This is a genomic window from Pseudomonas sp. PSB18, assembly GCF_014596565.1.
Taxonomy (GTDB): domain Bacteria; phylum Pseudomonadota; class Gammaproteobacteria; order Pseudomonadales; family Pseudomonadaceae; genus Aquipseudomonas.
This window is the reverse complement of record NZ_NOIN01000003.1, coordinates 358,253-382,933: the sequence shown is the minus strand read 5'-3', so window position 1 is coordinate 382,933 and position 24,681 is coordinate 358,253. Positions and strand designations below refer to the sequence as shown.

The 24,681-nt window shown below is 55.4% G+C and carries 21 protein-coding genes; 10 read left to right on the top strand and 11 right to left on the bottom strand.

Going from position 1 to position 24,681, the window contains the following annotated elements:
- The first annotated feature begins 341 nt into the window (after nucleotides 1-341).
- From CGA22_RS09515 to CGA22_RS09505, 3 genes are read left to right on the top strand one after another with little or no spacing between them, the layout of a single operon-like run.
- A complete protein-coding gene (locus CGA22_RS09515; RefSeq protein ID WP_223194720.1) occupies nucleotides 342-1,181 on the top strand; it encodes a helix-turn-helix domain-containing protein in 840 nt (279 codons plus the stop codon).
- Nucleotides 1,181-3,589: a 7TM-DISM domain-containing protein gene (locus CGA22_RS09510; RefSeq protein WP_052435154.1), complete on the top strand. Its 2,409-nt coding sequence runs from the start codon at nucleotides 1,181-1,183 to the stop codon at nucleotides 3,587-3,589. Before CGA22_RS09515 ends, CGA22_RS09510 begins: the two co-directional genes overlap by 1 nt.
- A gap of 1 nt (nucleotide 3,590) precedes the next feature.
- A complete protein-coding gene (locus CGA22_RS09505) occupies nucleotides 3,591-5,966 on the top strand; it encodes a TonB-dependent receptor (RefSeq protein WP_041023413.1) in 2,376 nt (791 codons plus the stop codon).
- Here the strand turns inward: CGA22_RS09505 and CGA22_RS09500 are convergent.
- Nucleotides 5,950-7,035 (bottom strand): sensor domain-containing diguanylate cyclase, encoded by a 1,086-nt coding sequence (locus CGA22_RS09500; protein WP_041023412.1) that lies wholly within the window; start codon nucleotides 7,033-7,035, stop codon nucleotides 5,950-5,952. The two genes, CGA22_RS09505 and CGA22_RS09500, sit on opposite strands and share 17 nt — an antisense overlap.
- An 800-nt stretch (nucleotides 7,036-7,835) precedes the next feature.
- Here CGA22_RS09500 and CGA22_RS09495 point away from each other — a divergent pair.
- Nucleotides 7,836-8,111 (top strand): DUF2442 domain-containing protein, encoded by a 276-nt coding sequence (locus tag CGA22_RS09495; RefSeq protein ID WP_052435153.1) that lies wholly within the window; start codon nucleotides 7,836-7,838, stop codon nucleotides 8,109-8,111.
- Here the strand turns inward: CGA22_RS09495 and CGA22_RS09490 are convergent.
- The 3 genes from CGA22_RS09490 to CGA22_RS09480 all read right to left on the bottom strand — a co-directional run bounded on the left by CGA22_RS09490 (nucleotide 8,108) and on the right by CGA22_RS09480 (nucleotide 10,177).
- Nucleotides 8,108-8,392 carry a Rho-binding antiterminator gene (locus tag CGA22_RS09490; RefSeq protein ID WP_041023411.1) on the bottom strand — a complete coding sequence of 95 codons (285 nt, stop codon included), beginning with the start codon at nucleotides 8,390-8,392 and terminating at the stop codon, nucleotides 8,108-8,110. The genes CGA22_RS09495 and CGA22_RS09490 overlap by 4 nt on opposite strands.
- 95 nt (nucleotides 8,393-8,487) lie before the next feature.
- A complete protein-coding gene (locus tag CGA22_RS09485) occupies nucleotides 8,488-9,375 on the bottom strand; it encodes a dihydrodipicolinate synthase family protein (RefSeq protein WP_041023410.1) in 888 nt (295 codons plus the stop codon).
- 19 nt (nucleotides 9,376-9,394) lie between these two features.
- The gene (locus CGA22_RS09480) at nucleotides 9,395-10,177 is read right to left on the bottom strand and encodes an aldolase (RefSeq protein WP_041023409.1); all 783 of its coding nucleotides are present in this window, start codon (nucleotides 10,175-10,177) and stop codon (nucleotides 9,395-9,397) included.
- Nucleotides 10,178-10,327: 150 nt separating this feature from the next.
- Between CGA22_RS09480 and CGA22_RS09475 the strand changes: the two genes are divergently transcribed.
- A complete protein-coding gene (locus tag CGA22_RS09475; protein WP_041023408.1) occupies nucleotides 10,328-10,894 on the top strand; it encodes a helix-turn-helix domain-containing protein in 567 nt (188 codons plus the stop codon).
- 293 nt (nucleotides 10,895-11,187) lie between these two features.
- Here CGA22_RS09475 and CGA22_RS09470 read toward each other — a convergent pair whose 3' ends face one another.
- The gene (locus CGA22_RS09470; RefSeq protein WP_041023407.1) at nucleotides 11,188-12,540 is read right to left on the bottom strand and encodes a hypothetical protein; all 1,353 of its coding nucleotides are present in this window, start codon (nucleotides 12,538-12,540) and stop codon (nucleotides 11,188-11,190) included.
- 191 nt (nucleotides 12,541-12,731) lie between these two features.
- On the opposite strand from CGA22_RS09470, the gene CGA22_RS09465 reads away from it, so the two are divergent.
- The 4 genes from CGA22_RS09465 to CGA22_RS09450 all read left to right on the top strand — a co-directional run bounded on the left by CGA22_RS09465 (nucleotide 12,732) and on the right by CGA22_RS09450 (nucleotide 15,347).
- The gene (locus CGA22_RS09465; RefSeq protein ID WP_041023406.1) at nucleotides 12,732-13,217 is read left to right on the top strand and encodes a DUF3592 domain-containing protein; all 486 of its coding nucleotides are present in this window, start codon (nucleotides 12,732-12,734) and stop codon (nucleotides 13,215-13,217) included.
- A gap of 125 nt (nucleotides 13,218-13,342) precedes the next feature.
- A complete protein-coding gene (locus tag CGA22_RS09460) occupies nucleotides 13,343-14,038 on the top strand; it encodes a hypothetical protein (RefSeq protein WP_041023405.1) in 696 nt (231 codons plus the stop codon).
- Between the two features lie 53 nt (nucleotides 14,039-14,091).
- Nucleotides 14,092-14,679 carry a hypothetical protein gene (locus CGA22_RS09455; protein ID WP_041023404.1) on the top strand — a complete coding sequence of 196 codons (588 nt, stop codon included), beginning with the start codon at nucleotides 14,092-14,094 and terminating at the stop codon, nucleotides 14,677-14,679.
- 308 nt (nucleotides 14,680-14,987) lie between these two features.
- Nucleotides 14,988-15,347: a DUF6124 family protein gene (locus tag CGA22_RS09450; RefSeq protein WP_041023403.1), complete on the top strand. Its 360-nt coding sequence runs from the start codon at nucleotides 14,988-14,990 to the stop codon at nucleotides 15,345-15,347.
- Nucleotides 15,348-15,409: 62 nt separating this feature from the next.
- Here the strand turns inward: CGA22_RS09450 and CGA22_RS09445 are convergent, their stop codons facing one another.
- Both CGA22_RS09445 and CGA22_RS09440 read right to left on the bottom strand, forming a co-directional pair.
- Entirely contained in the window at nucleotides 15,410-16,186 is a 777-nt protein-coding gene (locus CGA22_RS09445; protein ID WP_041023402.1) for a sulfite exporter TauE/SafE family protein, read from the bottom strand.
- 77 nt (nucleotides 16,187-16,263) lie between these two features.
- Nucleotides 16,264-17,238: a hypothetical protein gene (locus CGA22_RS09440; RefSeq protein WP_041023401.1), complete on the bottom strand. Its 975-nt coding sequence runs from the start codon at nucleotides 17,236-17,238 to the stop codon at nucleotides 16,264-16,266.
- 161 nt (nucleotides 17,239-17,399) lie between these two features.
- Here CGA22_RS09440 and CGA22_RS09435 point away from each other — a divergent pair, with 161 nt between their 5' ends.
- Nucleotides 17,400-18,269, top strand: coding sequence for a LysR family transcriptional regulator (locus tag CGA22_RS09435; protein ID WP_041023400.1), 870 nt, complete (start codon nucleotides 17,400-17,402; stop codon nucleotides 18,267-18,269).
- Nucleotides 18,270-18,551: 282 nt separating this feature from the next.
- On the opposite strand, the gene CGA22_RS27290 is transcribed toward CGA22_RS09435, so the two are convergent.
- The 4 genes from CGA22_RS27290 to CGA22_RS09415 all read right to left on the bottom strand — a co-directional run bounded on the left by CGA22_RS27290 (nucleotide 18,552) and on the right by CGA22_RS09415 (nucleotide 24,672).
- A complete protein-coding gene (locus CGA22_RS27290; RefSeq protein ID WP_156996945.1) occupies nucleotides 18,552-19,637 on the bottom strand; it encodes a hypothetical protein in 1,086 nt (361 codons plus the stop codon).
- 6 nt (nucleotides 19,638-19,643) lie between these two features.
- Nucleotides 19,644-19,973 (bottom strand): hypothetical protein, encoded by a 330-nt coding sequence (locus CGA22_RS09425; RefSeq protein ID WP_041023399.1) that lies wholly within the window; start codon nucleotides 19,971-19,973, stop codon nucleotides 19,644-19,646.
- Nucleotides 19,974-20,505: 532 nt separating this feature from the next.
- On the bottom strand, nucleotides 20,506-20,715 hold the full coding sequence (locus tag CGA22_RS09420; RefSeq protein WP_027605401.1) for a hypothetical protein: 210 nt from the start codon (nucleotides 20,713-20,715) through the stop codon (nucleotides 20,506-20,508).
- Nucleotides 20,716-20,988: 273 nt separating this feature from the next.
- Nucleotides 20,989-24,672, bottom strand: a complete 3,684-nt coding sequence (locus tag CGA22_RS09415) for an ATP-binding protein (RefSeq protein WP_188258553.1) — start codon at nucleotides 24,670-24,672, stop codon at nucleotides 20,989-20,991.
- Nucleotides 24,673-24,681: the final 9 nt, after the last annotated feature.

Below are 24,681 nucleotides of genomic sequence, written 5' to 3'. Positions count from 1 at the left end.
CCCCCTCAGCCTAATGCCAATCAGTTAAGCCACAACCCTGTGGGAGCAAAGCTTGCTCGCGATAACCACAGACCAGTCAACATTGCTGACTGACTTACCGCAATCGCGAGCAAGCTTTGCTCCCACAGGTTTTGCGTCGTTTGATCCTTAGCCTCGCCGCAAGACCGCTTCAGCACCGGCATCTAACGGGAAGAAAGCCACGAACGACCCACCCTCTTCAAGTCTTCGCCGCACCTGCCGCTATCGGTATAACGATTTTTACCGAATCCCTCGATTGTCTTTGCGATACCTTTGCCTTTCGGCAATGACGTTGGCAAAAGCACGATAAGAGAACGTAGCGAATGGACGACGGACGAGACGAAAGGAGGACGGCTGTGTCTGGGGGCGCGACGGTGCCTTGCGACGCGCTGCCGCATATTCTGCTGATCGACGATGTTCCGGAAGACCTCCGTGCAACGCTTATCCTGCTGAAGGCGCAGCCTTGGCGCATTTCCCTGGCCAGCGATGCTCACCAAGGCTATCAGCGAGCCCTGGCATTGCGTCCCGATCTAATCGTGCTGGATGTGCACATGCCGCACATGGACGGTTTCAGCCTGTGCCGGCTGCTGCGCGAGGCACCGTCGACCCGGCAGACGCCCATCCTCTTCTTGTCTTCGGCCAACAGCACCTTGGAACGCCTGGAAGGGTTGACCGTGGGCGCGGTCGATTACATCCCCAAATCCTGCGCCCCCGAAGAAGTGCTGGCACGCATCAAGATCCACCTGCAATTGACCTGGCGCGCGCCGCCGCCCCAGCAAGCCAGCCCGGCGGACCCGGAACCCGAGGGCGACGAGATCGTGTTGCGCGCCGCGATGCGCTGGATTGAACAGCACCTTGATGACGTGCCCTCCCTGGTGCAACTGGCGCAAAAAGTCGGCACCCATGAAAAACGCCTTTCCCGGATATTCCGCGAGCATCTGGGCCTGACCGTGTTCGCTTACATTCGCGACGCGCGGCTGCGTCGCGGCCAGGCCTTGCTGAGCGAAAGTGCCATGAGCGTGCAAGACGTCGCCGAATTGATCGGCTTTCGCAATGCCTGCAACTTCACCACGGCCTTCCGCCAACGCATCGGCATGACCCCCAGCCAGTTTCGCCAGCAAACCCTGGGCATCGCCGATACCGAGTCGGCCGGGCGCGCCTGATGGGATTTCTACAGATTCTGTTGCTGACGATGACGTTGTTGTCCGCCGGCCTGTTGCATGCGGCGCCCGTGGACGTCTGTCAGGCAGAACAGCTGGACGTGATGCCTGCGATGCAGATTTTCGAGGACCCCCAGGCGAGGTTGAGCCTGGAGGACGTCGCGCAACTGCCCGACGCGCGATTCAGCGTCGCGACCCCGCAGTGGCCGACGCAAGGCTACAGCCGCTCGGCATTCTGGTTGAAACTGCAACTCTCCAATGCAAGCGCCAGGGCGTGTTCGCGCCTGCTGGTGATCGGGGCGCCGCGGCTGGAAGACATCCGCGTCTATCAATCTGTCGGCGGACACTGGCGCGAGACCAAGGCCGGCAGCGCCCATCCCCTGGCCGAATGGCCCCAACCGGCGGCGCGTCAACCAGCGTTCCCGATCACTCTGGAGACAGGGCAAAGCACCACGCTGTTCGTCCGGGTAACCGGCAATTTCCAGATGTTGCTGGCGCCGCAGCTGTGGTCCGAACCGGCGCTGTTGCGCAGCCAGCAACAGACTTACCTGAGCGACGGGCTGACCCTGGGCATTGTCCTGCTGGTCGTCCCATTCGGGCTGATCGTCGGCTGGATCCTGCGATCCCGATTGCTGAGCGTGAATGCGGGCGCGGTACTGAGCTATATCCTGCTGACCTGCATCGTGAACGGCTACCTTATCTACTGGTCCGCGGCGCTCGGCTGGACCCGCGAGCTGCTGGCGTGCGTCAGCGTGATCTCGTTCGTCCTGTTCCTCGCCTACATGCGTGTGTTGTTACAGGTGGCCCGGCTGCCCCGGATCATTGGCTGGAGCTATTGGGTGCCGCTGCTGGGCTGTGCGCTTGGTCGGGTCTGGTGGTTGAAGGTCGATCCGGTCCAAGGCGCGCAGATAGTCCAGGTGTCGCTCCTGAGTTTTTACGGCGCGCTCCTGGCCACATTAATCATGGCCTGGCGCAGGCGGCTCACTTACAACTGGATGGCGTGGCTGGTACCGGGGTTGCTGGTTTCGCAGGTGCTGATGCGCTATTTCGTCCCACAGGAACAGTTGCCCTGGCAGTCGCCGCAAAGCAAGCACAGCCTGTCGTCGACCCTGCCCGGTGTAGCGTTGCTGGTGTGCACGTTGATCATGGAAGTCAGCCGCAGCCGATATCGGGAAAAACACGCCCTGTCCTCCCTCGAACAACAGCGTCAGGCCGAGCACGAGCGCCTGGAAAGCACCGTGGCGCTGCGCACGGCGCAGTTGCGCGAGTCACTGGCGGCACGCAGCGCATTGATGGCCCGTATCAGTCATGACTTGCGCTCGCCACTGGTGCGCATCATCGATTATTCGCGCCTGTTGCACGCGGGGCCGAACCCGAACCGGGAGTACCCGGCCAGTATCGAGCGCAATGCCCGCCAGCAACTGGAACTGATCGACGAGATGCTCGAGTTCTCCCGAGGGGAATTGGAACAGATGCAACTGACCCTCGCGCCCGGCTATTTGTACGGCTTCTTGAAGGAGATCGCAGAGGAGGCGGGCTTCCTCGCCGCGCGGCAGGGGAACACTTTCGAAGCCGTTCTGGCGCAGGACCTGCCGGCGCTGGTGGAGGCCGATTTCAAACGGCTGCGGCAGGTCCTCATGAACCTCCTGGCCAACGCGGCGAAGTTCACCCGTAACGGCCAGGTCCGTTTCGAAGTGAGCGCTTCGCCAGGGGCGACCGCTGACACCGTGGCGCTGCTTTTCAGCGTGATCGACAGTGGCATCGGTATCGATCCGCAAGAGTTCGAGCAACTGCTGCAACCGTTCCATCGTGGCCGCAATGCGCAACGCTACGAAGGCAGCGGGCTGGGCTTGTCCATCGTCACGCAATTGCTGGAGCGCATGGGCAGCCGGCTGGAACTCCAGGCCGGTGAGCAAGGCGGCAGCCGCTTCAGTTTTCGCCTGCAATTGAATTGCGCCGAGGAACACCAGCTGGAAAGCGGCATCGTCGATAACCATGCCGAGCCGTTCGATGGCCAGGGCCTGCATGTCCTGCTGGTGGACGATGTCGAGCAGAATGGCGAATGGCTGTATGACCTGTTGGCGGGCTACGGATTTGACGTGAGCCATGCGATGAGCGGTGAGGATGCCCTGGCCTGCCTCGCGCAGCAGCCGGTCGACCTGCTGATCAGCGACCAGATGATGCCCGGCATGGACGGCTGGGCGCTGCTGCGACAGGTGCGTGAGCATGGGCACGATTGCCCGGTGTTGCTTTATTCGGCGATTCCGCCCCGCAGGCCGGAGGACTATCCCCAGGACCTGACCTTCGATGCGGTTCTGCTCAAGCCCGCCGACAGCCGTGAATTGTTGGCATGGGTCAAGGCGCTGACGGACTCGAACAGGGTGCATCGGCCGATGGCTCGGGAGCAATAGCGTGCTCGGTCGGCGTTACCGGCTGCTCCTGCTCGGCAGCTTGACGGCATTGCCATGCACGGGGGCCTATGCCGAACAAGCGCCATCGCCGACCACGCCTGCCATGTCACCCGCTCCCCTGGTCCTTGAGGAAACCACGGTCACCGCTCGCCGCCGCGAGGAAGACCCGCAACAGGTGCCGATCCCGATCAACGTCCTCTACGGCGAGCAACTGGACGAAGCCGGCCTGCACACGCTGCAAGACATCCAGCAGCGCGTGCCCGGGCTGGTGGTGTCCGGGCATGACGCCCGCTATGCCGGCTTCGGCCTGCGCGGTTTCGGCGCGACCGCCTACAACGATGGCCTGGAAGGCAGCGTCGGCACCTACGTCGATGGCGTCTACCAGGCGCGCCAGGGCATGGCCTTCACCGAGTTGATGGACATCGAGCGCATCGAAGTACTGCGCGGGCCCCAGGGCACCCTGTTCGGCAAGAACACCACCGCGGGCGCGCTGAACATCATCACCCGTCAACCGACGTTCCAGCCCGAGGCCAACCTGGAGGCCAGCTACGGCGAGCACGGTCTGCGTGAATATCGCGGGACGGTTTCCGGGGCGTTGCACGACGATGTACTGGCCGGGCGACTGAACGTCTTCGAACGCTCGGTCGATGGACAAGTGGAAAACCTGGAAGACGGCGCCCGCCTCGGTGACGCCGACAGCCAAGGCTTGCGTGGGCAATTGCTGTGGACGCCGAACGCGGATTTCAGCGCGCGCCTGATCGCGGACCATGCCCGACAAAACGAGGCCGGCAACGTACTGCTGGTCAACCACTACAGCCAGCAGACGCGCCAGCGGGCCCGGTTCGTTGGCTATCCGCTGCCTGCGCCCGACCCTTACCAACGTGACGTGCGTATCGACGCACCGGGGCACCCGCAGACCCTGCAGGACGGTGTCTCCCTGGAATTGAACTGGGACCTGGACGAGGCGATGCGCCTGACCAGCATCACCGCCTACCGTGACTGGGACTACCGCGCCACCCGCGACGGCGATAGCACCGCGCTGTCGGTGGCTCAGTCCGAGACCGAGCTGGGGCACCGGCAATTCAGTCAGGAATGGCGCCTGTCCGGCACCGTCGGCTCCTCCATCGACTATGTCGCCGGGCTCTACTACCTGCGCCAGCAGCTCGATCGTGACATCGACGTCGAATTCGGCAAGGACGCCGCGCCCTGGTTCGTCGGCGACCAGTTGGCGCAATTGCAGAAGCTCTATGGCATCACCTTCACCGATCCACGGCAGGTGCCGACCCAACTGCTGGACGGCGCCCGGCAACGTTACGACGGCGAGCAGAAGGGCGACAGCCGGGCCGTGTTCGGTCAGGTGTCCTGGCGCCCCGTCGACCTTCTCGAACTGACCGGTGGCCTGCGTTACAGCCAGGAGCGCAAGGACGGCTGGATCTCCCGCGACGTCAGCAACCTCGCCTCGCTGGCCGGCCTGCCACCGACGTTCCAGGCGGGCGGCCAATTGCTGCGGGACATCGCCCTCGGGGGGGATTATTACCGCCAGGACTCGATCGAGGAAGACAACGTCTCCGGCCTGCTCAGCGCCAGCTACCGCTTCAGCGATGCCGTGATGGGCTACGTCAGTTGGTCCCGCGGCTACAAGGCGGGCGGCATCAACTTCGACGTGGTCGGGCCGTTCGCCGCGCCCACCTTCGAGCCGGAGCGCGCCACCTCGCTGGAGCTGGGCATGAAGACGCGCTTCTGGAATGAGCGCGCGCTGCTTGATGTTGCCGTCTACCAGACCGATGTCGACAACTATCAAGCGCTCACCTACAGCCCCTCGACATCGGTGTTCGCGCCACCGCTACGGGACAACCTGATCAACGTCGGCAAGGTACGCCTGCGCGGCGTTGAACTGGATTCGGCCTGGCAATTGGCCCCCCGGCTCACCGGGCGCCTGGGCCTGGCCTGGAGCGACGCACGTTATCGCAGTTTCTCCAACGCACCGTGCCCACCGGCCTCGGGCCAGTGGACCTGCGATCTCAGCGGCGAGCGGCTTTACAACGCGCCGGAGTGGAGCCTCAGCAGCGGCCTGGACCATACCCATCCGCTGCCGTATGGGCTGGAAGCCTACAGCGGCATCGACTACAGCTTCCGGAGCGGCTACTACGGCACCCTCGAAGGCGGCGAGGGCAGCTATCAGCCCAGCTACGGCCTTACCAACCTGCGCCTGGGGCTGCGCAGTCAGGACCATGGGTGGGAAGTGGAAGGTTGGGTGCGCAACCTGTTCGACCGCCACTACATCACCGCCGTCTATTCACTGCTCGGCGCCGGTGACTACGGGGTGATGACCGGCAGCGAAAGAACCGTCGGCACCACCGTCAGGCTCCGTTATTGAGGGAAATGAAGCGGGTCGGACAAAACGCCAGACGGTTGCCGCCGGCCTTTTTCGACAGGTACATCGCCTGGTCTGCCTTGCTGATCAGCGCGTCGATCTCCTGACCGTGCTCGGGGAAAAACGCCACGCCGATACTGGCGGAGATCTCCACCGTCTGGGCGCCGATCAGGATGGGTGCGCTGGCCGCTTGCAGCATGCGCTTGAGCAATGGCTCGCTGTCTTCCACTTCCTGTAGCCCCACCAGCCCGGCAATGAACTCATCCCCGCCGAGCCGTGCCAGGGTGTCGCTCTCACGCAGTGTCGCGTTGATTCGTGCGGCGACAATCTGCAACACCCGATCGCCCCAGTCATGCCCATAGCTGTCGTTCAAGGCCTTGAACCCATCAAGGTCGATAAACGCAATCGCCACCTTCTGCTGAAGGAGACGCGCCTTGCCCAGGGCCTGGCGCATCCGCTCGGCCAACAGCAACCGATTGGGCAGTTGCGTGAGCGCGTCATACCGGGCGTCGCGCTCCAGCAACTGCAGGCGCTGCTTTATCTGCGTCATGTCGCTGAGCAGCGCCACGTAATGTCGAACATTGCCGTGCCGGTCATGCACGGCACTGATGCTGATGCGCGACGTCATCTCCCGGCCGTCCTTGTGGCTGCTCTGGATTTCCCCGGACCAGTGCCCGTGGAAATCCAGTGCGTTCTTCATCGGCGCATAAAACGCCGCGAGCCGCCGCACCATGCGATGGGAATTCAAGTCCCGGCCCCTGACCTCGTCTTCCCCGTAACCGGTCAGGCGCGTGAACGCTTCGTTCACACCGATGACCCGCCCGAAGGGGTCGACCAGCATCGCCCCTTCCCGCGCATGGCTGAACACGGTAGCGGCCAGCTCCGGGCAGATGGCATTGGCCTGCCTGTCCACGGCAGCCTCATCGACGGGCACCGGCCACCGCTCGGAATCGAACCCCAACTGCGCCAGATGACTGGCCATGAAAGAGAACGCCCGGTGCAGTTGGATCAGCGCATTGGTGGCGAGCCTGGACTTGAGGCAATAGCTACGGATGAAGGTACTCAGGTTCATGGGTTTACACGGGGCTGGCGGGTAAGGGGACTGCAAGCGAAGCGGGCATTATCGAGGGGGAGAGGGCGCGGCGACTTTGCTGGAGCGGATGGGAGCTTTGCGGGAGGGGATAAAGCGAAAGATTTTTGCCGGGCGGCTAGAAGAAACAGCAGGATCAAACGCTGCAAAACCTGTGGGAGCAAAGCTTGCTCGCGATCGCGGCAGGCCGTTATTGCCGATTGACTACCGCCATCGCGAGCAAGCTTTGCTCCCACGGTTATTGCGTTTTTTGCAGATCTCTCATAACCAGCTCATTAAAAGGATCTTACCAGCTGTTACTTCTGACAGTACTCGATGGGTATTTCTTTTGAGGGGGCTATCTTTCGCTGATACGGAAGGCCAAATTTTTAGGGGGTCGTTTGATGTGAGGTATGTGGAGTAATGGTCTAAACACAGCCGCATCAGGAGGCAGCACTTGGCAGCCTGGTACAACCCGCTACCCAGACCCCCTCAATCTGTGGCGAGGGGATTTATCCCCGCTGGGCTGCGCAGCGGCCCCAAACCAACGTTGCATCTGGTGGCGCTTAATAAGCTTGATAAAACCAGCCTTTGCCTACAACTACGCCAGAATCCGCTGGCTTGTGCGTCTTGGACCTCGCCGGTAGTTTGTCACGGCTTATCAGTAAGCGGGTATCGATGGACTAAAGGTGCTCGGTAAAGGGGCCAACCCCCAAGCCTTGAAAGCCGCCTTGGCGTGGGCGGCAACTCACACCGTTGACTTGCAACGGGTGTGGGATGAACAAAGCTGGAGGAGATGACCGATGATCAGCAAGGGCAAAATAAAAAGCGTGAAACCTGCCCCTGGCAAACATGCCTTGCAGGTGGAGTTCGTCAACGGTAAGCGCTACGACGTGGACCTGCGCGAACACGTTCGCCAATTTCCGGCGCTCAAACCCTTGGAAGACCTGTCGCTGTTCGCCACCGCCCAATTGGGCGAATGGGGTTTCGATGTGAGCTGGGGTGATGAGCTTGAACTCGCCGCTGTTACCTTGCACCGGTTGGCGTTGGAACAGGCCGGTGAGGTGATGCCTAGCTAAGCGTCCAAAGGCTGGTCACCTAGTGCCAGCACAACCCGTCCAAACCTGGCGTGCTCATCCAGCGGCGTAATCGCCAATAAGTGATCCAGACGTATCTCCCGACGACCCTCCGCGGTTTCAACCTCAAGAAACTCTTCCCGCGTGTGAGCGGTACGCGTGGTGATCGCACGGGCTGTCAGGCGTTGGCCGTCAGTCAGTTCTATGTCCAGCGTGTAGCCGTAGAGGCAGGCGATCTCCAGGTAGTCATGCAGGTCGCAGTTCAAGGGGCGATAGGTGTTCATCTCATTGCCTCGATGGTCATGGCGGTGCTCACCCATTAGGACAACAGCGACCGAACAGGATGGCCCACCTGTCGGTCGCAAGGGCCCAGCGTGATTCAGCGCAATTGATTCAACATCGTCTGCAGTTGGTTAATGCGCGCCTCGTCGAGCGGGAACACCGGCAAGCGCGGATCACCGACTTCCAGGCCAAGACTGCACAGACCGGCCTTGATGGTGGCCGGCAAGCCGCCCTTGAGGATGAAGTCCAGCAGCGGCAGTTGACGATAGAACAGCGCCCGGGCCCGCTCCAGGTCGTTGGCCAGCACGGCGTCATACAGGTCGAGGTTGAGCTGCGGGATCAGGTTCGGCGCTGCGGTGCACCAGCCTTTGGCGCCGGCCGCGAAGGCTTCCAGGGCCAGTGGGTTGCAACCGTTGTAGAACGGCACCTGTCCCTCGCCCAACAGCTGCAGCTTGTGCATGCGCTGGATGTCGCCGGTGCTCTCCTTGACCATGGTGACGTTCGCCACCGCGTTGAAAATCCGCAAAATCAGCTCCACGGACATGTCGATGCCGCTGGTGGCCGGGTTGTTGTAGAGCATGATGGGCAGGTCGATGCTGGCGCCGATGGCCTGGTAGTGCGCCAGGATTTCCGCCTCGCTCAGTTTCCAGTAAGAGGCCGGCAACACCATCACTGCATCGGCACCTTTCGCTTGGGCAAAACGTGCGCGGCGTACCGCCTTGGCGGTGGTCAGGTCCGACACGCTGACCACCGTCGGCACCCGGCCGGCGACGCGGGCAATGCTGAACTCGCTGACCTGATCCCACTCCGCATCGCTCAGGTAAGCGCCCTCGCCGGTGCTGCCCAAAGGCGCGATGGCGTGGACGCCGCTGTCGATCAGGCGGTCGATGGACCGGCCCAGTGCGTTCAGGTCCAAGCCTTGGCCGTCGGCGGAGAAGGGAGTGATGGTGTAACCGATGATGCCGTGGATATTGGGGGTAGACATGGCGTGGCTCCTAATGGGTTCAGTTCAGGCAATCGGCGTGTTGGCGCAGGTTCTGCCGGGCGTAATAGTCGAAGGCGGCGGCGTGACGCTTGGGGCGGGCGATCCAGTCATGGGCTTCGCGGCCCAGGTGCGGCAGGATCGGCTTCACCTCGCCGGCGGCCATGGCCAGCAGTTGCAGCTTCGCGGCGCGTTCGATCAGTTGGGCGATGTTGCAGGCTTCCTCCACCGTGGCGCCGGTGGACAACTGGCCGTGGTGGGAAAGCAGGATGGCGCGCTTGTCGCCCAGGGCGCCGGCGATCAATTCGCCTTCCTCATTGCCCACCGGCACACCCGGCCAGCCCTCCAAAAACGCGCAGTCTTCGTAGAGCGGGCAGAGGTCCATGTGGGAAATCTGCAAAGGCACCTCCAGCATCGACAGCGCAGCGATGTGGGTCGGGTGGGTGTGGATGATGCAGTTCACATCCGGCCGGGCGCGGTAGACCCAGGTGTGAAAGCGGTTGGCCGGGTTGGGAATGCCGTGACCCTCCAGCACCTCCAGGTCTTCATTGATCAGCAGCAGATTGCCGGCGGTGATTTCGTCGAAGCCCAGGCCCAATTGCTGGGTGTAGTAGGTGCCCGGCTGCGGCCCGCGCGCAGTAATCTGCCCGGCCAGGCCCGAGTCGTGACCGTTTTCGAACAGGATGCGGCAGGTGAGTGCCAGCTTTTGTCGTACAGTCCACGTATTATCCGGCAGTGTTTTTTGCATCTGGTTGACAGCGTGCTGGACCAACTGGTCCTTGGGCGTCGCCAGTGTCTTGCTCATATCCGTTCTCCTGATTCGTTCTTTGACCGTTCTTGATCCGCGTCATGGAAGCTGTGAAAGGAAGGTGCTAATGACACAAAAAATACTATATGACACAAAGTGTCATTTGCAACCATTGATTGTCCGTTTCCCAGGAAATGTTGGTTACCTATGTCCATTCGCTTGAAATTGCTCAGGAAAAAACTCGGCATGACACTGGACGTCCTGGCCGAAAAAACCGGGATGACCAAGAGCTATCTGTCCAAGGTGGAACGCGGGCTGAGCACGCCCTCCATCGCCACCGCGCTCAAGCTCGCCAAGGCGCTGAACGTGAACGTCGAAGCATTGTTCTCCGAAGAAAACGTCTCCCTCGACAGCTACAGCCTGGTGCGCAGCGAAGACCGGCGCTCGCTGGCGTCGAGCAGCGGCAGCTCCGAATACGCGGTCTTGGCCCATCAGGTCTCGGAGCGCAGCCTGCTGCCCTTCATCCTCTACCCCGCGACCGAATTCACCGCGCACCACGCGTTCAAGGAACACACGGGGGAGGAGTTTCTATTCGTGCATGAGGGGCAGGTGGAAGTGGATTTCATGAACGAGCGCGTGCTGCTGAACCGCGGCGATGCCCTGCATTTCAATGCGCAGAAGCCCCATCGGCTGCGTTCGGTGGGGGATGTTCAGGCGCAGTTGTTGGTGGTGGTGCACAGCGATGAAGCGGCCGAAAAAGATGAGAACGCGTAGAGGCAACTGATCGTCATGCAGCTCAGGTAAGGACAGCCGTCAACCCGTGGCGAGGGGGCTTGCTCCCGCTGGGCTGCGCAGCAGCCCCATCTCCCTGAGCGCTCCGCACCCAAGCCGGGAGCAAGCTTTCCCTGCCGTTGATTTTCCTCAAGTGAACAGGCATTGGGCAAATGCTCGTATCAGCCGAAGGGGAGTCGTGTCAGTAAAGCCCGACAGACGCTGACAACGAAGGCTCGCCAGGCTTCCACCCAAACTTGACATGATCGGTTATGACATAAAGCGCATTACCGCACCTAGACAACACGAGCAATGCTTTCATTGCCGATAAGCCCACGAGCCGCCAGCTCTCGTAGTCGCTCTATAATCACCGTCCGCTCGATTTTGGGTGTCACCGGATCAACCATTTGATATTGATCGTCACACCACATGGCTAACTGCCGAAGCCAAAAAGCCTGGATCGTCGGTTCGGCGTCCAACCGATCCAACAGGTACGCAGCTTGCTGCCATAGAGGCCGTAATTGGAGCAGCGCGCTTCGGCGTATGACGGAAAGGTCATGCCAATCCCGATCCATCTTGGTGTCTAACCCAGGCTTGACCAAAGCCCAAGGCTGGTCGCTGAGGCGGGCGATGGCTGCGTTAAAAACTCTGTTCGAGGGATCATCAAGCGCTTTGAGCAGTTCAGGCAGTTGAGCATCGGACACCGCGCCAATGGCAGCGCGCCTCACTGTGGGGTAACCAGAACGCAGCGCTTCTTTCTGCCACTGAGGATCCAGCTCAACATTGAGCTCTGCCGAAAGGCCCAGCACACCCAGCCAATCTCGCTTCTTGCTGGGCATACTTTGCTTCATCCGGTCAGCGAGGACCGCATGTGGATCGATCTCACTGTTTGGTGCCGCCCAGCGCGCCAGGCTACGGATTGAGGCTGATGCATCGAGCAACGCCTCACACAAAATTGGACGAGGATCGCCCAGCAAAGGAAGAAGGGCGCGCAGCACCCAAACGCGAAATTTTGCACCTGGTTGAGACAAGGCTTCGAGTAGCAAGCACCGAGCTTGGGTGGTGGGCAATTTCAGGCAGGCGGGTACGGCCAGCAACCGTACGGTCACCTCACGGTGGAAGAGCGCGCTGCGTAGCAGCGCTTCAGGATTGGAGTCGCTTTCCAGCAAAAGCTCGAACAAATAGCGGGCAGCCTTACCGTGCCGCGTCAGAAAATTCGCCTGGACCTCATCTCGGATAACCGGCGACTGCAAAACAGCACGAGCGGCCTTGAGGGTTTTTCCATGGTCGGCCCGTTGACGTGCAGCTAACGCGATAAGCGGCTCTACCGCGTACAACAAGGCATGGACATGGGCAGGCGAAAGATAATGCTCCAGGCCGACCGCAGCTAAATCACGAATTTGAGGCACCCAGTCGTTCGACCGATCTATCAACGCGACCAGTGCTTCAGGGGATGGCTGAGCGCACAGCTCTCTAACCGCGATCTCCCGAACGAAACCGTTGTAGTGATGACTGAGTTCAATCCAACTACTGTGCGTCCCTGCGCCCGCGAGCGCCTCCAGTGCTTCGTTCCGACGATGATCAGCCCAAGTGGACGCGGGCGTCTGCTTGTTCCTCAACCGGTCCAGCCAGAATTGCAATGTGCTCACGTTTCAGTCCCTTGTAGGCCTTGGTGCATGGCTGTCCTTATACCTCAGCTACGAGGTTTCGTATTGCCTCTGAGGTTTGTTCTGAATGACTACTGGTGAGCTTCAGAGAGAACCTGACCTGGATGGAAATTCAAGTTGTTGGATCGAACGCCGATAGGATGCGCAAGAATTTATCCCCGAGGGACCGGAGCATGTTTTACCCACGTGAAGCTGAAAAAGATCATCTCTATAACCGCATCGTCCTGCTGACCATTGCTTGCATCTTGCTGTTGTTTCTAGCCTCACTGGCAAAACACTCAGGGACCATTTATGGCGCCATTCGGTGGACCCCTGTCGAAGCGAAAGGCACGGTGACGCATCTGGAAGGCATCCCGATGAATCCCAACGGCGTCATCATTCATTACCGATATGTCGACAGTGATCAACAGGTTCATGAAGATGAATACTTTGACCAGCGCTACAGCGAACATTACCAGTACAAAGTAGGTGAAGAAATTCCACTGCTTTACTCACGCTGGTTACCCCAAATCAGCAGCATCGCCACCGAGCTGCACACCAACCGCGCCAGCTTTATCGTCATGGCGGGTGGGGTATTGCTGACGCTGTTGTTCCTGTGGATCTCCTTCAGGACGTTCGGGCGCATTTATGGCATGAAGCAGGAAGACCGCGTCTACTAGAACGGTTGTCGGTCATGGCTACCTTTTTATCCTGAGAGAAACCGGAGCGGTCAGAGAGACGTTTTGGAACTCAAAGGTCTCTTCGTTCAGGCGACACGCCATTCATGCCATCGGTATTCCTATCAATGAAAAAAATCTTTCTCGCGTTGCTCTCGGTCAGCCTGCTTTCCGGATGTGTCACCAAATCTTTGAGTGTTGAAGACCGCCACCAGATCAAGACCATCAAGATCCTTCCTGTGTACTTTGCGGTGGAAAACTTCAAGTACACGAGCATGACCCAGGCTTGGGGGGCAGGCCTGGGTGCCGGGGCAGGCGCAGCGACTGGCACGGCGGCTGGTGCATCGAGTACTGGCACGAGCGCATTGACGGGGGCCGGTTCGGTCATGGGCACCAAGGCGGCCGATGGCGCGACAGCAGATATCTCTCAAGCGATTTTGAACAACATGCAGGCCCACGGTATCGATCTGGGAAAACTGGTACGTGAAAGCTTCGAGAAGCGCATTAAGCAAGAGGGTATGTTCACCCTCGTGGCGGAAGGCGAGAAAGCGGATGCCGACGTTGAAATCATGGTTTCGCAGTGGGGACTGAGTCTGAAAAACTACAGCTCCGTGCTTTACCCAGTCATTGGCGTCAACGGCTCCATGAAACGTAGCGGCACATCGGTTTGGCGCAACTTCAATACCATCTCGCCCTTCAACGAAAGCAACACCCTCGCCTACACCCCTGAGCAGTACGCCACCGATCCCGAGGCACTGCGTGCAGCGTTTTCCCGCGTATCCGATCTGGCCGTCGGCAAGCTGATAGAAGACCTGAAGCAGTAACTGCACAGACGAACCGGAGTGCTGTACGCCTCCTCATGGATTAGGAGCTAGTAATGATCACCGTCTCGACACTTAAGCAGTACTCGGTAAAAAGCTGGGCCGCTCTTGTCGCCGTTGTTGGCTTGATGGCGGGGTTCCCTGCCATCTCAACCTGGTTGGCCGACATGAGGGCTGACTACTACAAAAGCCATTTCATTGGACGTTGGACCGAGGAGTTCAGCTATCTCGATGGCGGTGTTCAGTTCGAGTTCAAGGGCATGACCGAGTACTTCGCCAACAACCATTACAATCTGAACGGCGTGATCGCGTTGGTTGGGACAGAGCCTTCGAAACCCTATCGATTCGAATACAGCGTTAACGGCGCGGGTAGCTGGAATGCGGATAGCGAGTACCTTTCGTTCACATTGGAGCAAATGAAGACGTTGCCCAAGACGTATAGGGTCGACGGCCAAGAGATCTCGCCTTTGACGGTGGCGCAGTTTGTCGGCTCTAGCATGCCTAACCTCAGTGATATCTACCCGGCAGGAGCATCGGGCCAGGCGCGCATCAAGGAGGTGGAGAAGGACAGGATTGTCTTGGAACAAAGAGCCCTGGACGGCAGGCCATTCATCGTGACCACCCACCGTCAGGTCTCGCCCTAGAGCTCACGTCGCCTTGCGCCTTTGCCTACAACTACGCCAGAATCCGCCGGCTTGTGCGCCTGGGGTGGCGTCGGTAGTTTGGACCTGTCACTGCTCATCAGTGATCGGGTTTAGTCGCCCGTCGTAGCTAAGTCGCTCAAGCGTCCGTCAGTCAGGTATCCTCATCCCTGCACTCGATGGTGGCTGTGCGCAGGGCGCCCTCGGGCGCGCCGATTTCTTAGCTCGTCGGTCGACTAACCTGCGTACAGCTGCCTCCCAATTCGTTTAGTCGCGAGCGGGTCGTAGCCTCAACCAAGAGAGCTAAGGTCATGGTCAAAATTACACCGAACCCCCCGGTTACCGACGAACACGTCTCCCGCGCCCAGTCAGCGCGCAACAAGAAAATCGACGACGCTGCTACGCGAGCCTTGGATTTCTATCTGAACCCCAAGCCTGAGAAAGAAACGTCCGACAATCCCAACACCATCTTCCGCATCGCTTCCGATGTTGATTCTGAATGCCTGCTTGCCAGCCTCAGCGAGAACCTGGCTTCGGCCAATGCCATGATCAGTGATCTGGCGTTTGACCTGGATGGGTCACGGCGGCATGTGGCGTTGGGGATTCAGCAGGTGATTGAGTTGAGTGAGCTTTTGGCGAATCGGGCATTGGATATTGTTGAGGTGAGGTAGGCTGGAGGAGGTGCTACCCACCTTCATTAAAAGGGGCGTTGCTAGCGCAAGGCCCTTTTTTACTATTGATTACCTATGAAAATGCTCAGCCCCATTCGACCTATTAAGAAAATAAGTAGCATTAGAAAGAAAACTCTTATAAAGCCACTCCCATAACGCAGTGCCAAAAAAACACCGGCGAGAGAACCCGCCATATTACAAAGTGCAACCACGCCTCCAACGGCCCATAACACATTGCCGGACGGAGCGAAGAACATAAGTGCTGCGCTAAATGTACCCAAATTAACCAGCTTTGCCGATGCTGATGCGTTTAGAAAATCGAAGCCAAAGAATTTGACGAAAATAAAAAGCAAAAGGCTACCGCTGCCTGGGCCAAAGACACCGTCATAAAACCCAATCAAACCGCCAAAAAAAATCCCTGATGCGATCTCCTTTGTTCCGCAAGGTTTGTTGGAACTCACCAAGCCTAATTTCTTCTCCTTGAAAGTATAAAAAGCCATGACTATCAGGATGAAAAAAACAACAAACTCCATTAGCTTCTTAGGCGCAGCAGATACTACAGCGGCCCCAAAGAAAGCAAAGACAAATGCCGAGCACATAGTGGGAAGCATCAGCCTCCACACGACGGTTATTCGCTTTAAATAGCTGAGTATTGAACTCGCATTGCCTGCCAGAACAGCCAGTTTATTGGTTCCGAAAACAGTGGCCAGGCTTTGTTGGGGCAGGGCATGTAAAAGTGCTGGCACTTGTACAAGCCCGCCGCCGCCTACCGCCGCATCTATCAAGCCGCCGCAAAAGGCAAAAAAACCTAGCGCGATCATGGCTTGGTCAATATCCATAGGAGATCCTTTCACAACTTGATTTCCACACCATGGCATTCCCTTACGAAACTTCCTGCGATGTTTCGCACCTGCCCCTATGAGATTAGGGTGCGGTGCATAGCCGCAAAAGCATTTCCTACTCGTTCATTGTAATTGAGCATAATTCCTTTTAATCGACTTGGCTTGAAGGTGAAATCCACCGTTCGGCCATAGGCTTGTGCTGCGGCTAACGCATGCAAACCATGCCTGTTCTCCACTTCACCAGAATGGCCCATTACATAATTTTTAGCGTTGCGCAAACTCACAGTGTTCGTTCTCAGGTCGGGATTTATCTCAAGTATCTTGTTCTCTATATGTTGAGCAATAAAGTTGTACTCCCGGCCATTCCACAGCTCTGAAGCAATCGAAACCATCATGGCATCCATGATCGAGCGCTTATGGGCGGCTGAGTTAAGGGCCGATTTATGTTCTGCAATTCCAGTGTGGTATAGAAACTCTGAAAATTCGTTGCACTCGTTTACTTTATATTGGTCTTCAGCCCAAGCTGTCGCGCCAAAGGCTGCAGTCATATATCCGTACATGCCATCATGGTTTTGATGTCCAAGCCCAAAGTCGTCTTTCGCGACTTCATGCATATGCGCCATGACGTTGTGATAGCCAGCTCGTTTTTCAGCAGGTAAAGATATTGCATCTGCGGATAATCGCATGATGATTTTAGCCGAAACTAAGCTAGTGGTTTTGTGGGTTTCATTCCATCCGTTGAAAAACCTCAGAACAGTCGGGTCTGCCGTTTTCTTTCTAAGAAAGGCTCTGAATGCACTTTCAGTATGGAAATGGGCATCTTGCGTAATCGGATGGCGAAGCACCTCAAGCATGACATCTTGAAGGTCAGATGTTTGCACTATGTGAGCTGGTAGAGCCTCTCTGTGGTGATTTTCGAAGATGGTTCGTCCGGGGATTTTCAGGTTTCGTATGTGCTTGGGTAACGCCTCAATAAAAACTTCCCCCAGTTCTTGCATGGATTTACTTTCAAATGTATCAAGGTGGCGTTGCTTCGATGCTGAATTCATTTATGGCTTTTCCTTGAAGACTGATCGAATTATTTAATATTTTCGAGTTGTTTCTGATTCATGCATCCTTGATAAACCAGATTCCCAAACATTAAGCGCCTTGAGGGTGCGCAACAAGTGACTTATACTCAGTAAATCATTCACTTTTAGTGAGTAATGGTATGGAGTTTTCCCAGCTAGCTATGTTTAAGGCTGTGGCCGATCAGGGCAGTATTGTTCGCGCGGCTGAATTGTTACACTGCGTTCCGTCAAATATCACAAGCCGAATCAAGCTTTTAGAAAGAGAGCTGGGTGTCTCATTATTTATCAGGAAGGGGAGGGGGCTTGTCATCAGTCCTTCGGGTAGATTGTTTCTTGATTACACGAATAGAATATTGTCTCTGTGTCAGGAAGCCCAAAGGTCTCTTGATCCTGCAGCAGCACCCTCGGGAAATTTGAAGATTGGCGCTATTGAGTCGTCCGCAATAGGTAGGTTGCCACGGTTGTTGTCAAGTTATCATCAATTCTATCCTTCGGTGCAAATACAGTTCAGTACCGGCGATTGGTCGCGGTTATTAAACGATGTAGTTAGCCATGAACTGGATGGGGCAATCATCGCTGTCAGACCTGAACATCCAGATATTGCAAGCGTTGAGATTTACAAGGAAGAACTTCTATTGATCGCTTCCGCAACAGCGGGGCGGATAAGTGAACCGCAGGATTTAAGCGGCATGGATATATTCATGTGGCCAGAAGGATGCCCTTACAGGGGAACACTGGAAAATTGGCTGAGGATGCATGAGGTGTCGAGTCGCATAACCGACATAGCCAGTTATGGCACCATTCTTGGCTGCGTCAGCTCCGGTGCAGGCGCTTCGTTAGTTCCGAGGGGGATATTTGAGCAGTCCAAAAGCGTTGGAAGTATCAGTGGATATGTATTTGATGATCTGTTCCCTGTACAAAATTATTTTATGTGGAATAAAAAGGTTGAGGTTTATAGTGCGAGGGATAAGTTTGTCGAGTTATTGATGGAGGAATTTAAAGAGACGTGATGAGCAAAGAGGAGGGAGGCAGGTTTTATTTATTTGGTCTTGGCCGGAAGTAAATTCATTTTTGATGGGGCGCAAGCACCAACATCGTCTACGGGTAGTATGCTCGGCTGTTTGAGTGCAAGCGTCGCATGTTCTGGACGCTGAGCTGGTGGACATACTTGAGCGAGACGTAACGGCGTACCTGGGTATTTGAGCGAGCGCAGAGTTGATAACGCTTATTCGACCTCCTTGGGAAAGCAACAGCACTATCAAAGTTGATCTCCATGACCAGTCCCGCTTTTTTCAGTGGCTAGGCGAAACGATCAGGCTCACAGGTAACTCACCCGCAATTTCCGATAACTCCGCTCGCAATGCCACAGCGTTTTTAACCAAGCCGCGAGGGTCATAGACGAAGAAAATGATTGCATGGCATTCGGGATGGGCCCGATAGCGTGCGATATCCAGGATCAGCTCGTCGGCTAGCGATCTTGCGATCATACCGTCGCGCGTCATCTTGAGTTCAATAAAGAGCCCATGTTCAGGCAGGAAGAAGTCTGCGCGGGTGCCGCCTGCTGCCATGCTCGGGGACGGCTCTTCAGGCTTTACGTTATCGAACTGCAATCTCAGCAACGCGTTGACCAGAAACTGGATGTCGTATTCATCGTCGAGCTGAACTCCCTTTCGGCCGCGCGGGCGGTGTTTCAGGTCTTTCGCAAAACGGTGAAAACGCAGCAGCATGCGCTCGATGATCTGGTCGGCTCGCTCTTGGGGTGCGGGGAGCACGGGCATATCAAAGGAGAAATGCTCTTGTAGTATCTGTTCCTCAAACCTGCGTTGCGCTTTTGGTGGTCCTTGGAAAATGACGCAGATTGCTATCCCGACCAGAAGCAATTCGATGGTCAGAAACATAATCAGATAGCCTGTGACGACTGTCACTTTGTACTGGCCATCAAGCTTGTATTTGTTGCCTCCTCCTTGCCTGGGCTCGTCTCGTGGTACTAGTTGCAGGTTGAAAGTGACCGTCACCCCGCCAATTCGGTGAACGCCCTGTATACCATGCAGCGAATCCAGGCCAATCTCCCCCCGGTTATAGAGGTCGAGCAGAGCGACGGCCTCCCGGGTTGCCTGTCGATATTCTTCGCTATTGATCACCTCAAGCACTGCGGGATTGGTAAGTCCCGAGTCCTCAAACCGTGGGGCTATCCAGGAGCAGTAGGTGAGGATGGGCATCAACGTCAGTATCGTGAATCCGACCTTGGCGAACATGCGCCAGCGCCGATTTTCCATCACTAACTCACCCAGTGTGTCGTTCTCTTTGCTTCTATCAAAAAATGCAGAAATCCATTTCAGCAAAACGTCTTCTCCAAGATGTTCGGTTGTGCCAGCCACGCAGGTTCACTGGATATCTTTCAGGTAGTCCCTAAGAGTGAGAAGCGGACCTCGAAGCTCCTCCACCGTTCGGGTAGCGCCGAATTCAGTCGCCAAACGATTCAGCTCCCGCCCCAGGACAGTATCAACGCCACCAACCGCTTCCAATGCCAGCCCCAGGCAATGCTTCACCTTGCCCCGAATCCCCTCGATATCCCCCTTGCGCACCATCAACCCGAACACTTCCCGCTCATAATCCGCCATCAGCGGATCATCCCGCAGAATCGGACTATGGTCCTCAGCCTCGTAAACCAGTTTGAGGCAATAGAGGGCGACGGTTTCCAGCAGCAATTCCATGGGGTGAAATCCTTTGTAACCGGGGAGGGGTGGGTCAATAGTCCAGGACTTGGGAGCCGCGACGAGAGTCCATCTTCAGGCACTGCAATGACCTTTTTGTGAGCGCTTTGCGCTCAAGCGGGAGCAAGCTCCCTCGCCACAGATTGTTCCTCACCACAGATGGGTAGTTGGGGCCGCTTTGCAGCCCAGCGGGGATGAATCCCCTCGCCACAATGGATCGGATGACTTTCCTGCAGACGAAAAAAAAGACCTTGAATTTCAAGGTCTTTCTTTAAGATGGTGCCCGAGGGAGACTCGAATAATAGCATAACTGTATAATTAACATAGTTTTTTGCATGTGTACACTTCCACGTTGTACCGTGAAGTGTACATCCTACCTGCCTCCAGTAAGGACTGGTGTGGATGGAAGCTTGATAGGATTTCTCCATCCAATTTCCGACGAGCTGTGAATGATATCTACAAAAAACTGGTTACGGATAGACTCCCTGGTCTACCAAAAAATGCCGAACCGACACATGGCGAACTTTCGCGATTAGTCGGGCGTCATGAGTACAGCAAGCGTTATCTTGATGAACTCCTCGTTTCGATCGATCGTGTCCAGGGCGCCCCGAACATTGTCGGCGACGTCCGCCGATCCGCGCATCTCTACCCAGTTCGAAAGCTCCATGATGGCGGCCTCCAGGGCGAGCTGGTTTTCGTTGATCTTAAATAGCAGGGAAGGGAGTAAGTCTGAGTTTGGCATTGTGCAATCCTCCGTGAAATTTTCAGCGTAGCAGGGGGATTACTGACCTCGGTAGGGAGTTGCGCATGGTCGGAAGGACGCCGGGAGGATGGTGCATCCACAGTCGATTGCTGCCAGTCACGAAGGGCCGCAGTCGACCCAAAGCCGCCTTTGGTGGAAGGCAGCTATCGGCCCAAAGAAGGCGCTCGCCGAAGCCGATTCCATTTGAAATGCCGCTATCAAGCATCCGATTGAATTGCACCGAAATACAACCCAACCGGATTTTGCACATTATTAAAGTGCTTTAACCAGCCAAGCTCTAGGGCCGTCATAACTAAAGCCAAGGATACAAGTTACTCTTGCGTTCTCGGACCTCCCTCGGTCTAGACCGGCAAGGGCTGGCACAAAAAAAGCTTTTATCCCACCGGGCAATTCAATCTCGCCCGCTTGAGGCCCTGCTATGGAGGATACGGAACCTTCGATGCGCATTAGCTTGTCGGTATCAGTCCAGAATCCGGCGGTTTTACTCCACTCCCCAAGTTGCTCTGCTCGAGTTATTTTCTGTAAGCCATCACCATTAGATAGCCATTCAAAACTCAACTTTCGAGTTCTACGCAGCCGGCTTAAATTTCTGCATTCTTCCAACTCTCGTAGGTGGCGATCCGACGCAAGAGTAGATCCTTCTAATGCCTGAAGAGCGTACAGGACGGAAAGGTAGTAGGCCGCATCAACTCCCCCTTTTATGCTTTTCCAATATGCTACTCTCTCAATCGCATCGTCTAGCGATGGCGGATTTGATAAGAAACGCGACGCTTGAATCCATAGTCTAATATTCTCGCCGAACCCGGGCTCTTCAGTTGCATTTTCTTCGAGCAGCTCTACGCACCTCACAAGCTCTTTGACCGAAAGATTTTGCCACTTTCTGTCGCGTCGAGCTAAATAAGTCCATACTAGCTGCCTTCTAATCGGGGGGGCGTACACACCTTGCGCATCGTGACGATCAAGCAGGTTTTGCCAGCGTTGCAATGCAGCCTCGTGCGATCCGTAAAGAGTATCGAGCTCTGCCCGACACCTCTCTTCGTACGGATTAGAGTGAGAGTTCGCATTCATTCTCCGAACTACATCTAAAAATGCCTCAGCTCTTTCGAAAGACTCACGAAGCCAGCTATTTTTACTATTGCTCGCCGCGAGTACCGGCGTTGTTTTTGCCGCCCTCCCGGCGTAATCAAGAACCTTTATTATAAGCTGAACTTCGCTTATATATTTGTGAGCGTCGTCGCCATTTATATCTCTAGCGCGCTCAAAAAATATTGACGCTGCAGAAGCTGACTCAAGAACACTTTCAAGAGGTTCTTTTACTTCCATTTTATGATAGGCCTCTGATCTCTCTACCATTCCTTGCATATGGTGCAGTAGAGAATCTCCAGATTCCAAGGCAACCGCTTTTTCTAATGCTTCCCGGGCATCTCCATATCTCTGCATCTGCAAGGAATAGAGCCTTCCCAGATGCGCCCAATAATGCGGTTCTTCTGGAAAGAGCGATACAATATGCTTAAAGACCCTCAACCTACCTTCCGGTGTAGGAATTTGCATAACTATTTCAGAAAAATAACGTTCTCCTGCCGACACTGTTCCGAGAAGCTCCGCGTCATTTCGATAAAAAAAAGTTCTATCTACGGTCGACTTTAATTGCTCAGGAGCTAAGGAGTTATTTGTTCTACAAAAATCTGCAACGTCACATGCTACGTCTGCCAATCGAGCTTTCCATGCCCTAGGATCAGGTAGATTCTCACTTAATAATTGAACGAGTACTTCTTTGCCAATTAAATAGTGGGCAGGCCGCCAGACCCCCGTTCTTTCTTCGATGATTAAATTTAGTGCTTGAGGCAATAAGGCCCTTCTAAAATCAACTATTTTCGATTGCGGTAGCGCTAGTAGTCCAGCAAAGTTTTGGGCGCTCAATGCTTGTTGTCCATACACGTAAACAACGCTAAGGAAAACAAGAATTTTTTTCTGAAGTGGGGGGAGCCCTGCCAAGTGGTTTGAGACATAAGATGATAAGCCTTCATACTTATCGTTAAAAGCTGTCAGGCCAAATAGGAACGCGGTTCGGGACTGGGAAGATTCAAACGCGAGAGCATCTATCGCAGCACGCTTCGCCGGCATCGCCCCCGAATAAACCGCCGCAAAACGACCCGCATCAGCATCATTCAACTGAGATGAAACAGAGAATGTTCGGTCTGAGATTTTAGGCAAGTCGGAACGTCTAAAAACCTGTAGAAATACAGATGGTATCTGTCTTGACGCCAATAAATCACTAAGTTCATCGCTGTCTTTATCAGCGATATTGCCACCTTCACGTAGAATGAATATTGGGCTTTCGGTCGTATGGAATATTCTAGAGATACGTTCAATTGTCTCTTTAGGTCGACAATGCGATAAAACGACTGTAGGGAATTGAGTGTGCAATTCCCACAATATCCTTTTTGCGATCGTAGACCCTCCAGCACCGGGCCCGTGATATAAATTTATACGTGATGACTTTCTAGACCTAAGGTCATTGCGCGCGGTTTTTAATATCGATGCAGTGAGGTCTCGATCGACGTCCGCGTGAATATTTAAATCAAACCAAGAAATAGGTGCGCCGCGAAGAAACTCAGTTCTCAGTTCTCTTTGAGGTTCGGCATTAAGACCAGAATTAAGATGAACAACTTCTAAATCTTCCGATATCCAAGATAAATCTTCTAAGGAAATTTCTTTTTGAGTGCCATTTTTCCCAGGAAGCAAAATAAGCTCTTTGCCTTTGCTTTCTTTTGCACTCCGAAGAGTTGCGATACCATCTAAAAAATGGCCCGCGGACAACTCAACTAATACTGCCTCACTATTTTCAGCGACGGAAGACAGCTCCGAAACATGATCTGTAACTATAATTTTTACGACTAAATCCCCTAATAACTCAGTCGCATCATCCAAGCAACGAGTCAAATGCGGCAAAAGAGCTAGATCATTCCATAGCGCCACGATTACTACTGGATCAGAGCTGCACTTTGCAATTTCTGATAGTTTTTGTTTAAAGTCCGAAGCATAATACTTTAACCAATCACTCCACTTTCTCCCAATCTTTGTGGCCTCTCTTCCAGCAATACCTCTGGCGTAGTACCAAGTCGTGGATACTAGCAAATTTCCAGACAGAGCATCCCCTCTAGTTACTTGATGAACACTTCTTACTTGCGATAACGTATTTATACACGCAGTAGTGCTTTCTGAGCCTGAGCTGTCGCCATCAAAGTCAACTACAAAATTCCAATCCACTCCAGCTAAATTCTTTAAGTTTACCTCCTCCCTACCTCCATCAAGCGCTACCAATAAAATATATCGCTGCCCGCTAATTGAAATATCGGCAGTATTTATTAAATTTTGCCATGATGGAGTGTCCTCGCCATAAGCTATCGAGCCTTTAGATTTATTTAAGAACCACTCATAAATCCCTCTGGTCTCCTCATACGAGGCTGGAGAGTTTTTAGAGTTTCTTCTCCAGTAAAGGGTTTTATCAACTAAAATATCCCCCACCGCCATTTTTGGTTTTAGCGTTACAAGGTAAGGCCCCTGAATCGGGGTATCCACGGGAATTTCAATCACGCCGAACTGCTGCCCCTGGTAAGACACTTCAATGTATCTAAACTTCGGGTGCGGATAGACCAAAGACTCCAACTTTTGCTGAAGGGTATTGTCATCCTCATGTTCAGAAATTCCGCGTAAGATCCTGTCACCGTTCTTTTTTGCCTCGACCCCTATCACAATGAAAGCAGTATGGTCGCGGGGAGTATTTGCCATGGATATTATATCCTTGGCAAATTTAGCTCGGTTGACATTGGACTCATACGAGTCTTGGTCTGAAAATGAGTAACCCTGTGATTTAAAATCTAGAGTGTCAGACTCCGACCGCTTCAGCAGCTGTTCGAAATTCGCTTCATCCATGGTGACGTT